This window comes from Saprospira sp. CCB-QB6 (genome assembly GCF_028464065.1).
Lineage (GTDB): Bacteria > Bacteroidota > Bacteroidia > Chitinophagales > Saprospiraceae > Saprospira.
This window is the reverse complement of sequence record NZ_CP116808.1, coordinates 2,055,913-2,067,650: the sequence shown is the minus strand read 5'-3', so window position 1 is coordinate 2,067,650 and position 11,738 is coordinate 2,055,913. Positions and strand designations below refer to the sequence as shown.

Below are 11,738 nucleotides of genomic sequence, written 5' to 3'. Positions count from 1 at the left end.
TTAGGGGCCAATAAAAACAGCGGTTTTATCCAATATCAAGGATTATTACGCAATAAAACTAAAGCTTTAATCCTTTTTATTCAAATTTTATTGCGCAACAAAATTACAGCTACTCTAATTCAACTAGTTTATTAACACTTTATTTTACACCTCAAGTCTAAACTTTAATTTGAACAACTAGTTAAAAAACAGAATATAATTCTGAACCAGTATTTGTCTTATGTTTTAAGCAACACTTTTTTCCTTTAAAACTCTAGTTAGCATTTATTATTCTCATCTAATTATATCTTATAAATAGTATACAAATCCTTTAATAGCTATCTATTTTATACACATTCTACATTTGGGAACCGAAATATTCTTATTTGATAAAAATCATTTTAAAGAAAAACTTTAACTCCTCTAGACACAAAAAAGGCCGTCCCGCAATTGCGGGACGGCCTTTTGGTTGAAAGCTTGGTTTTTCGACAAAATTCTAGGGCCAAGAAACCCCAGTATCTCGAATCACAAACAAACAACAGCCTTAGGACCATTTTGTTCGGCCCTATACGCCTTTTCTATTCACTCAAAAAATCAGCTAACTCTTCCAAACTTATCTTCCCCTCATATAAGGCCTTGCCCACTACCGCAGCATAACAGCCCATTTGATCCAACTCCCGCAATTCCTCAATAGAAGAAATCCCCCCATTCGCAATGAATTTTAAATCCGGAAATTGCTCCACTAATGACTCATATAAAGGAAGCGAACTCCCCTGCATCATCCCATCCTTATCAATGTCTGTGCACAAAATATACTGAATCCCATGCCACTGATAGTTGGTGATGAAATCAAATAATTTGAACTCGGTCTCCCGCTTCCAGCCATCAATCCGAATAATCCCATCCAAAACATCCGCCCCCAAAATAATCCGATCATTCCCATATTTCTGTAACCAAGAAAGCAATAACTTTGGATTCTTTACCGCCAAGGTCCCTATCGTTACCTTTTGCGCCCCAGCAGCAAATGCCTGCGCCAAATCCTGATCCGACTTGATCCCCCCTCCAAACTCTACCTCCAATTCCGTCTCCGTCGTGATCGCCTTAAGTATCTCATAGTTAACTACTCGCCCAGCCTTGGCCCCATCTAAGTCTACCAAATGCAAATGTTTTACCCCAGCCGCTGCAAAACGCTTAGCCACCGCCACCGGATCATCATCATAAATTTTGGCATCTTCAAAACTCCCCTTGGTCAATCGTACACATTTCCCATTCAGGATATCTAAGGCTGGTATTACTTTTATCATAAGGCTTTTTTTTGAGCTGCTTGGGGCTTTCTTCTCCATATTCAGCTAATGGATTGTCTTTTAGCTATAAATTTAACAACTTTCTAAGGAATTATCGGCAAAGCAAAAATAAAATCAAACTCCCCAAAAAATAGATGTAGCCAAAATTGAAATAAAAAAACAACTAGATCACAGAAACCAAAATTTTATTTCAACAATAACCCGCTGACAGCTAGGTAATTTTAAACTTTTTTTACCCGCTCTAGCATTTTTATTTTTTAGGGCTGCCCCTCGCTATGCTCGGGTCGGGCTGTGTCAGGGCTCGCAGGTCTGCTCGGCCCTTCGCAAAAAATGCTGCGCATTTTTGCTCGGTCTGCGGCTGCGCCGCCCCCTTTTCCATCCCTCAGCCAAATTCCTTCTACCCGATCTAAATGCTTGTATTTACAAATTATGTTCACCAACTGTTCCACAATAACTCTATTAGAGCAGTTCTTTCTCTAAAGCAATCTTTTCTGCTTAAATGAGGAATTCGGCCCTACTGGCCCTTGGGCCAGAACGGCCACAACAAGCCCTTTAGGGCGCAGTTCGACGACCAACGGGAGTAACCGATGTGCAGGGGGGGCCGAAGGCCAGACCAAGGCGCGTAGCGCCGCAGGGCCGAGCGAACAGCGAGCCCCGAAACGACAACAAGCCCTTTAGGGCGCAGTTCGACGACCGAAGGGAGTAACCGCCGCAGCTTTGCTGCGGAGGCCCCAAAATCAATTATAATTCTAACTTCAGAAAGCGACCAGTATGGCTGTTGGGACAAGCCGCAATTTCTTCTGGGCTACCCTGTGCAATGATTTGCCCCCCCTTGGCGCCCCCCTCCGGCCCAATGTCTACTACATAATCAGCTACCTTAATCACATCCATGTTGTGCTCAATGACCAAAACCGTATTGCCCCGCTCTACCAACATATTCAGGACATTGAGCAATAAACGAATGTCAGCAAAATGCAAGCCCGTGGTCGGCTCATCCAAAATATAAAAGGTCTTGCCCGTATCCCGTTTAGAAAGTTCCTTAGCCAATTTGATACGCTGGGCCTCCCCTCCAGATAAGGTCGTGGCCGATTGGCCCAAGGTGATATAGCCCAAGCCCACATCTTGTAGGGTGGCAATTTTACGATGGATTTTTGGCAGATCACTAAAGAATTCACTGGCCTCATCTACCGACATTTCTAAGACCTCCGTAATATTTTTCTTCTTATAAATGATCTCTAAGGTCTCCCGATTGTAGCGCTTGCCCTTGCAAGTCTCACATTCCACCTCAACATTGGGCAAAAACTGCATTTCGATCAAACGATAGCCACTACCACCACAGTCTTCACATCGCCCACCCGATACATTAAAAGAAAAGCGCCCAGGCTTATAGCCTCTAATTTTGGCTTCGGGAATAGCCGCAAAGAGCTTCCGAATCTCATCAAAGACACCAATATAAGTAGCTGGATTGGAGCGGGGCGTGCGCCCAATAGGCTGCTGATCAATCTCTATGACCTTGTCAATATGTTCTATGCCCTCAATGCTATCGTAGGCCAAAGGTTTTTGGATGGAATTGTAGAAGTGCTGCCGCAAAATGGGATAAAGGGTTTCATTAACCAAGGTCGATTTTCCACTACCCGAAACCCCCGTCACACAGATTAAGGTCCCTAGGGGCAAGTTCAAATTAACAGACTTGAGGTTGTTGCCCTTAGCGCCTTGCAAGCGCAAAAACTCTCCATTTCCTGCCCGACGTTCAGTAGGCGTCAAGATCTTGAGGCGATTGGCTAGATAATCGGCCGTAATTCCCGATTGCGTTAAAAAGTCTTCTGGTTTGCCTTCGGCTACAATCTCGCCACCTAGCTTTCCCGCTTTTGGACCTAGATCTATCAGGTAGTCCGAAGCCAGCATAATATCCTTATCATGCTCCACCACCAAAACAGAATTGCCAATATCTGTCAATTCTCTAAGCGCAACAATGAGTTGTTCATTATCTCTTTGGTGCAAACCAATGCTAGGCTCATCCAACACATAGGTAATTCCCGTCAATTGAGAACCAATTTGAGTGGCCAAGCGGATCCGCTGCGACTCTCCCCCCGAAAGCGTTCGGGCAGGGCGGTTCAGTTGCAAATAATCTAGACCTACCTCTAGCAAAAAGCCTAGACGCAAACGCAATTCCTTGATAATGTCGGCGCCAATCAACTGCTGTCGCTTGCTCAACTTGCCTGGCAGCTCTTCTAGCCAATCATATAGCGAGCGAATATCCATTTGGGCTAATTCTGCAATGTTCTTTTCTGCCAACTTGAAGTAAAGCGACTCCTTGCGCAAACGACTGCCCTCACATTGGGGGCAGTCAATGACCCGCATGAACTCCTCGGCCCAAGAGCGGATTTTCTCCGAGCTCGAACTCTTATAATAATGCTTGAGCATACGCACCAAACCCTCATCCGCCAAGTTATGCGATAGCTCTTCTCGCCCAAAATTACGAGCATCAAAGCTCCCATCGCCCCCATACAAAATAGTTCTTAGTGCCTCTTCTGGAATCTCCTTGATAGGAGTCGAAAAACTAAATTTATATTTCTTAGATAAGGCTCGAAGCTGCTTAAAGGTGAGGTTTTTACGCACCTCACCTAGGGGCACAATGCCCTGCTCATTAATACTTTTACTATCATCGGGAATCACTAGATCGAGGTCTACCTCATGCAGTTCGCCCAAGCCCTTACAATGCGGACAAGCTCCATAAGGCGTATTGAAAGAAAAACTATTGGGCGAGGGTTCCTCATAAGAAATACCCGACTCGGTACACATTAAATGCTTACTATACTGATGGATTCGATTTCCCTCATGTTCCATAAACATCACAAAACCATCCCCATGTCGAAGCGCCGTTTTTAGGGAGAGTTCAAAGCGATCTCGGCGTTTTTCCGTTACCGTCAAACGATCCACCACCAACTCAATATCATGCGTTTTGTAGCGGTCGATTTGCATGCCCGGCTCTAGGTCAATCATGTAGCCATCTATGCGCATTTTGGCAAAGCCCTGTTTGCGCATCTGCTCAAATAGCTCGCGATAATGCCCTTTTCTGGCCCGCACCAAAGGGGCCAATAAAATCCCCTTTTGACCCTCAAAATTCTGAAAAATATGCTCAATAATCTGCTCTTCGCTATAGCGCTGCATCTTTTTGCCCGTCTTATAGGAATAAGCATCACTAGCACGGGCGTAGAGGAGACGCAAAAAGTCATAGATTTCGGTCACGGTCCCTACCGTAGAACGAGGATTTTTGCTGGTCGTTTTTTGCTCAATGGCAATAACAGGACTCAAGCCCTCTATTTTCTCTACATCGGGCCGCTCCATATTCCCAATAAACTGACGCGCATAAGAAGAAAAGGTCTCCATATAGCGTCTTTGGCCCTCGGCATAAATGGTATCAAAGGCCAGGGAGGATTTTCCGCTGCCACTCACTCCCGTAATGACGACTAATTGGTTGCGGGGAATACGCAAGTCGATTTTTTTGAGGTTGTGCTCTGAGGCGCCCCAAATTTCCATAAATTCTTGCTCTTTTGACTCTTGCTGGCTCATGATTGGCGTTTCTAATTCAGAATAAGTGGCAAAGATAATAAGTCTTATCCCCTCCAAACAATAGGGCCCTAAAAAAGATGAGAACTTTCTTGAAGTTATTGTTTTGGGGCCTCCGCAGCAAAGCTGCGGCGCTACGTTTCGGGGCTCGCTGCTCGCTCGGCCCTGCGCGGGCTTCGCCCGCTTGGTCTGGCCTTCGGCCACCCCTCCACATCGCTAGGCCAAGAAAACGCCCTCTGGGCCTAGCGCAACAAAAGGGGGGGAATAGCTGCAGCTATTCCCCCTTTTTTGAGTATTAAATCAAGCCCCTTGCTTTGAGCTCTAAATATTTATTCACGGTGTTAATGGAAAGATCTTCGGGCCGAGTCAAAATAGATTGAATTCCATATTGCCGTAGTTCTCGAACAATCCGTTGCTTTTCTTCGACAAACTTTTGGGCAATCGTCCGATTGTAAATCATTTCGGTATCGAGCGCCTCTTGCTTGGCATAATCCTGAATTTCGGTATTCTCAAAAAAGACGACTACCAACAAATGCAAATGGTTAATGCGCCGCAAAATGGGCAAAACCCGCTGCATGGCCGAAAAGCTTTCAAAGTTGGTGTATAGAAAAATTAGGCTGCGGCGGCGAATAAAACGGCGAGAAGCCTGAAAGAGGAGTTCGTAGTTGGCTTCAAAGTTTCGCTCTTTTTCTCGATAAAGGGCCTCCAATATGGTCCGTAAATGTTTGGGACCACTTTCTGCTTTTACGGTACTTCCAATTTTGTCCGAAAAGCTCATCAGGCCCGCCTTATCGTGCTTTTGCAGGGCAATATTCAAAATGACCAAGCTACTATTAATGGCATAATCCATCAAGCTAAGACCCTCAAAAGGCATTTTCATAGAGCGCCCCTTGTCAATCACACAAAAAACCTGCTGAGAGCGTTCATCTTCATATTGGTTGACCATCAGCTCATTTCGACGGCTAGTGGCCTTCCAGTTAATGCTTCTAAAATCATCTCCTTTTACATAATTGCGGATTTGCTCAAACTCGTAGCTATTGCCCAATCTTCGCATTTTCTTTACCCCTGGAAAAATAGAAATTCTGGCTAGGGCCAAAAGTTCATATTTCCGCATTTGGATAATTGAGGGATAAACAGGAATTGTTTGTTCTTGCTCAACCACAATATGCCGTTCAATCAGGCCCAATTTAGAGCGCAGAAAAAAGTTGATATTTCTAAAGACATATTCGCCTCGTTCTAAGGGCTTAAGTTCATAGACCAAAGTATCTTTTTCGCCAGCTGGCAATTGATGAAAAAGCTGAAAATCTCGCTTTTGAAATTGAACGGGAATCTCATCAATAATCTCTAATTGTAGACTAACGGGCGATTGGTTCTGCAGTTCTAATTTGATTGGATTGGGATCGCTGAGTGAAAACAGCTTGGGTAGTTTGCGTTCTCCTTTAAGTTTAATTTTGGGGTGAAAAAGCAAAATAGCATCTACCAAAACCAAGGTAAAAAAGAGAAAAACGGCAACTTGTGCAGCAACAAACAGCCAGTTAGCGGCCAAGCCTAGAGCTAAAAAGACCACCAAACTGCCTAAGATTATAAAAAATCGGCGGGGAAGGTGTAGAGGTTTTAGGGCTAGTTGGCTAGCGGCCACGAGCAAGCCCAAGCGAAGGGCATAAAGCAAGGGAGCTGCAATACCCAGAGGCAAAAAGCTCAGGCCCAAAAGTGCGAAAAGGCCCAAAAGAAGATAAAGAGATCGTTTAGTCATAGGGATTATTCAAATCTGCTACCATAGAGAATTGATAAAATAGGTTTTTTTTTCCAAGATGTTCAGTTTAGTCATTAAAACTAAAGCTGCTGTATATTTTTTTGGTCCAGCAGGCGGCGAAGCCGCCGCAAAGGAGCGCAGCGACTGGCTGAGGGATGGAAAAGGGTGGCCGAAGGCCAGACCCAGCGGGCGTAGCCCGCGCAGGGCCGAGCGACCAGCGAGCCCTGACACAGCCCGACCCGAGCAAAGCGAGGGGCAGCCCCTAATCCACATCAAACAACATGTTCATCAACTGCTGTTCATAGCGGGTCATACTAAATTGTTGAAAGCTAGCTTTAGCGGCCAGTTGAAATGCTTGCATCTGCTTAGCATCTAGTTCTTGAAAGAAGGTCAAAGCTTGAAGTAATTCGGCCTCTTTTCGGAAAAGGAAGCCATTTTTGCCCTCTTGAACAAAGCGGCTATTTTCGCCAATATCGCTAGCTAAAACGGGCAAACCCACAGCAAGATATTGCTTTGCTTTAAAGGCTGATTTAGCCTGATTAAAGGGGTGATCGACCAGAGGCGCTAGGCCCAAATCCATCTTAGCCAGGTAAGTATACACCCAATCATCCTCCACCCAATTTAAGTTTTGAGGAATCACTAAATGAATATGAGGAGATGAAGCAAAATAAGCTTGAATTTCGGGAATGTCGCTCTTTTTTTTCACGCCCAAAAGGTGTAATTCTATTGGAAATTGGAGTTTTTTGAGTGCTGGAAAAAGCAGCTTATAGACATTTGTTTTATGCGAGAATGCCTTTGATTTTTTGCGGCCATCTCCGAGATCTCCTAGCCAAACCAAGCGCAATACTTGATGTTTTGGTCCTGTTTGCAAACTTTGTTGAGGAACGGCAGAAGTGTGAATACGGCAATTGGCGTTAAAAGCAAGCGCATAATCTTTTAGAGCTTGGCTACCGAGGCTACAAGCTTTAGCCTTACGCAAAAAAAAGTGCATATTTTGAGTTGGCTGTCTATAGTTTTCGGCATCGTCTAAGTCAAAAAAACTGATATTGGGACGGCAAAAAACCAAAAAGCGCAATAGATAGCCATAATAGCGAGTAGAACAAACCTTCTGAATAAAAATTCGGCTATTTCTTTTAGGCCAAATTAGGGCCTCTAAATAAATGCAGAGAAAGGCAATTCGTTTTTTCCAACTGGCCGATGGCTGCATAAAATCTACAGTAAGTTGGCCTGATTCCCGTAAATTACTAAGTGGGAAATAGGCCCGATAGCGAGCACTAGGGCAAGAAAGGTTGTAGGGCAAAAAACAATAGACATGCCCTGATAGAGGAGAATTTTTCATGGGCCAAAAATAAAAAAAGCTGTCTCTCTAAGAAAGAGAAACAGCCGTTAGCAAAGTTAGGAAAACGAGGGACGAGATTAGTGTTTAGAGGCAGAAAGCTCTAGATCCAGGGTCTGTCCGTTATATTGCACATATTTGATGTGAGGGGGAAGCGTGATATCGTAGCGAAAACTTTCGGAGCAGCTTTTTTTAGCCAAGACCAAATCGCTTCGTTCTTGGGCCATTGTGACAAGGAAAACCTGCTCTTGTAGTTGTTCTTCTCCTTTGAGTTCGTAACGTCCTTTTTTGATTAAAAATTCCAATACGCGGAGGCTAGCTCCGTCTCCTAGTGTAATCACTTGATCTATACGTAGACGAGTACCTCTTGCATATTTGACCGAAATTTCGGCACCTTCAGGCAAGTCTAAGTTCAAAATTTCACAAGCCATAGAGGGCCGAAAAGACTGATAATTCATCCCACTAACATCCTGAGCAATAAGTGCTTGACCTAAAAATAGTAAACTTAGTAACAAACTAAGGGGGAAGAGTTGTTTCATAGTTCTTGTTTTACATTCTTGATTTAGAACTACTAAAATAAGCCAACTATTGTTCCAAATCAAGTTTGCTCCTTCTCAGAGACATATTTTAACAGTTTTAGGCTGTTAAAGTGACATCTAATGCCCTATTTTATGAAGCTCTTGAATCAATTTCTTTGCTTCTTCTTCTTTTTTCAGTTTGCGCAATAGGTAAAGGTAGGTTTGGCCATACTCTTGAGAAGGTTGAGCTTCAAAGGCAGATTTAGCCCATTTTAGGGCTTCTGCTGTATATTTTTCTTCTGTTTGCGCCTCTCCAAAAATGCGGGCATACTCATGCTGCATTTTGGCATCGCCATATTTCTTGAGGCGTTTTTTGCTATATTTTAGCGCTTGTGCCCAATCTTTTAGGCCAATGTAGTAATCGGCCCAAGCCTTGGCTTCAAATTCTTTGGCCAGTTTGGCATCTACTTTTTTTAGTTTTTTACTCGCCTCCTTAATTAGTTCAGGCGCTTGGAACTCTTGGGCCTTTTTGGCAGTGCTTCGGCAGGCGGCCAACAGTTGATTTTGGAATTCCTCCTCTCCTTTTTGTGCAATTGCTTTTTGTTGCTGTTCGAGCAGCAGTTCAAAGGCTGTACAATCGGCTTCCAAAGCAAAATCAAAGAGAAAATCTAGGTTCTCCTTAGTTGTCCAATCTTCTTGGGTCCGAATATATTCATTGGCAATTTTGAGGCTGGGCTTAGCGCTCATCAAAAGCGAATAGGCATAGGCACGCAGCAATTCTGGGCTGCGGTCGCCCTCCTCATAACGGGCCTCAAACTCGCCACTATGGTCAATTTTAGACAAGGCCGTTTGCCCCAACTGCAAAAAGCGATCAATAGGCAGACCTCCTCTTTGATAATGGACCAATTCCCCTTCTGCATCAATAAAAAGTAGGGTGGGATAAGCCGAAACCTGATACTTTCTAGCCAAAGTTGGCCCCTCCCCTTTTTCCATATCAATTTTCAAATTGACAAAATGCTTATTGTAAAAATCGCCTGCTTCTGCCTGCGAAAACACGGTTTTAGCCATGCGTTTACAGGGGCCGCACCAGCTAGCATAAGCATCCAAAAAAATGATTTTGTGTTCTTTTTTAGCCAAAGCTTGGGCCTCGGCAAAACTGCCCTGAAAAAACTCAATTTGCCCAAAAGCCGCTTGTTGCAAAAACAAAAGGGCCAAACAGCCAAAAGTGGAAACTAGTCTGTACATAAGATTGATTATTTTTTATTTTTTTGGGGCCTCCGCCTCGCTTCGCTCGTCGGCGCTACCTTCCGCAGCTCGCTGCTCGCTCGGCCCTGCGGCGGCTTTGCCGCCTAGGTCTGGCCTGCGGCCACTGCTGCAGATCGCTAGGCCATTTGGACCAAGCGCCCTAGTTCCCCAAAATCCATAGATGAACTATTACAAATTTAAGCAGAAATCTATTAGTTTATTGGGCTAGTTTAGCCGAACTTTGCTGAGGGCCTGAACTATTCAGCGCTTCAGTGAGTTAGCCCAAGTAATTTTTAATCTGCAAAAAATAAATTTATGTCACTTAGTGAACGCATCAAAGAGGGCCTAAAAACGGCCATGAAGAACAAGGATGAGGCCCGTAAACGGACCATTCGCGCCATTAAGGCACAACTTCTCCTGATGCAAACCGACGGCACTGGAGCCGAAATTACGGAAGAGCGTGAGCTCAAAATGTTGCAAACGATGGCTAAGCAAAGAGAAGAATCTCTAGCTACTTATCAAGAACAAGGCCGCGAAGAACTTGCGCAAATTGAAGCGGAAGAAATCGCCATCATTAAAGAATTTTTGCCCGCACAACTAGAAGGTGATGCTTTGGTTGCTGAAATTAAGACCATCATTGAAGAAGCTGGCGCAAGCAGCATGAAAGATATGGGCCGTGTTATGGGCATCGCCAGCAAAAAATTGCTGGGTAAAGCCGATGGCAAAAGCATTTCGGCTACAGTCAAGCAACTACTCGGATAAATAAAGAAGCATGGGCGTTGATATCGTTTTTATTATCATGGTAGCCTATGGCTTTTATTTTGGCTACGTCTATGGTCTCATTAAGGTAGTACTATTTATAATCTCCCTTATTGTGGCCTTAGGCGTATCTATGTATATTACCCCTGCCTTAAGCGATTTAATCAGCTTAACCATAGAAATTGACTCGGCCTTTTTGCCTTTTGTGGCCTTTTTAGTCTCTCTTTTTGGCATTATGGCCATTGCGCGCATTCTCTTTTTGCTCTTTGACAAAAATGTAACCAGCAAAAGGGTCAATCAGTTTACACGAGCGGTGGGTGGATTTATGATGTCGGGCATGTTTAGCTTTTTGTTTTCGGTCCTAGTCACTTTTTTTAGCCAAGCCCATGTTTTAAGACCTGAAAAGCTGGAGCATAGCTCCTTTTTTTATCCCTATGTTCAAAAGATCCCCAATGTAGGAACAGCCGTATTGGAACGGATTGCCCCCTATGTGGGAAGCTTTACCAAGTACATGAAAAAGTCATTGGACCAATTGCGGGAAGGTGGCGCCTACAAAGAAGATGATGGCCCTCGCTTAGATGATTTGTTTATCAAAGAAGATTATAGTCTAGATAGCCTCAAAAAGAAGCCTTCCCCAGCCCCAAAACCAGATAGTTCTAGCTTGAATACTGAAGAAGAAGACTAAATGCGTTTATTGCTAATAGATAATTATGATTCCTTTACCTTTAATCTTTATGATTACTTCTTACGTTTAGAATGTAAGGTAGAGGTCATTAGAAATGATGCGGCGGATTTGCTGTCGCAATTGGCCCAAGGTAATTGGGATGGTTTACTCCTTTCTCCTGGTCCAGAACGGCCCGAAAAAGCGGGGCAACTCATGGCTGCCCTAGATTTGGCCTATGCCTTGAAAATTCCCACTTTGGGCATTTGTTTAGGACATCAGGCCATTGGTTTAAAATGGGGGGCGGACTTAGAGCGGGCCAAATTGCCCATGCATGGCAAGGTCTCTGAGATTAGTCATCAGGGAAATGGTCTTTTTGAAGATTTGCCTCAGCCAATGTCGGTGATGCGTTACCATTCGCTCATTTTAGAAAATTTGCCTAGTCGTCTAGAAGCCACGGCTTTTAGCCCAAGCGGGGAAATTATGGCATTACGGGATAAATTGGCCCCAGTTTGGGGAGTACAATTTCATCCAGAATCAATACTTAGCCCTCAGGGACTCTCACTTTTGGCCAACTGGCTCCGCTATCTGGCCCTCACAAAATAATATGCTT

The 11,738-nt window shown here is 44.1% G+C and carries 9 protein-coding genes; 3 read left to right on the top strand and 6 right to left on the bottom strand.

Annotation, left to right across the window (positions count from 1 at the left end):
- Positions 1–557 precede the first annotated feature (557 nt).
- The 6 genes from hisA to PPO43_RS08060 all read right to left on the bottom strand — a co-directional run bounded on the left by hisA (position 558) and on the right by PPO43_RS08060 (position 9,705).
- Positions 558–1,283: a 1-(5-phosphoribosyl)-5-[(5-phosphoribosylamino)methylideneamino]imidazole-4-carboxamide isomerase gene (gene hisA, locus PPO43_RS08085; RefSeq protein WP_272621308.1), complete on the bottom strand. Its 726-nt coding sequence runs from the start codon at positions 1,281–1,283 to the stop codon at positions 558–560.
- A 741-nt stretch (positions 1,284–2,024) separates the two neighbouring features.
- Positions 2,025–4,856, bottom strand: coding sequence for an excinuclease ABC subunit UvrA (gene uvrA, locus PPO43_RS08080; RefSeq protein WP_272621307.1), 2,832 nt, complete (start codon positions 4,854–4,856; stop codon positions 2,025–2,027).
- A gap of 292 nt (positions 4,857–5,148) precedes the next feature.
- Positions 5,149–6,606 carry a DUF58 domain-containing protein gene (locus tag PPO43_RS08075; protein WP_272621306.1) on the bottom strand — a complete coding sequence of 486 codons (1,458 nt, stop codon included), beginning with the start codon at positions 6,604–6,606 and terminating at the stop codon, positions 5,149–5,151.
- 262 nt (positions 6,607–6,868) lie between these two features.
- A complete protein-coding gene (locus tag PPO43_RS08070; RefSeq protein WP_272621304.1) occupies positions 6,869–7,945 on the bottom strand; it encodes a glycosyltransferase in 1,077 nt (358 codons plus the stop codon).
- A 77-nt stretch (positions 7,946–8,022) separates the two neighbouring features.
- Positions 8,023–8,481 (bottom strand): hypothetical protein, encoded by a 459-nt coding sequence (locus PPO43_RS08065; protein ID WP_272621303.1) that lies wholly within the window; start codon positions 8,479–8,481, stop codon positions 8,023–8,025.
- A gap of 117 nt (positions 8,482–8,598) precedes the next feature.
- The gene (locus tag PPO43_RS08060; RefSeq protein ID WP_272621302.1) at positions 8,599–9,705 is read right to left on the bottom strand and encodes a thioredoxin fold domain-containing protein; all 1,107 of its coding nucleotides are present in this window, start codon (positions 9,703–9,705) and stop codon (positions 8,599–8,601) included.
- 315 nt (positions 9,706–10,020) lie between these two features.
- Here PPO43_RS08060 and PPO43_RS08055 point away from each other — a divergent pair, with 315 nt between their 5' ends.
- From PPO43_RS08055 to PPO43_RS08045, 3 genes are read left to right on the top strand one after another with little or no spacing between them, the layout of a single operon-like run.
- Positions 10,021–10,467, top strand: coding sequence for a GatB/YqeY domain-containing protein (locus tag PPO43_RS08055; protein WP_272621301.1), 447 nt, complete (start codon positions 10,021–10,023; stop codon positions 10,465–10,467).
- Positions 10,468–10,477: 10 nt separating this feature from the next.
- Positions 10,478–11,149 (top strand): CvpA family protein, encoded by a 672-nt coding sequence (locus tag PPO43_RS08050; RefSeq protein ID WP_272621300.1) that lies wholly within the window; start codon positions 10,478–10,480, stop codon positions 11,147–11,149.
- Entirely contained in the window at positions 11,150–11,731 is a 582-nt protein-coding gene (locus PPO43_RS08045) for an anthranilate synthase component II (RefSeq protein WP_272621299.1), read from the top strand. It abuts the gene before it with no gap.
- Positions 11,732–11,738: the final 7 nt, after the last annotated feature.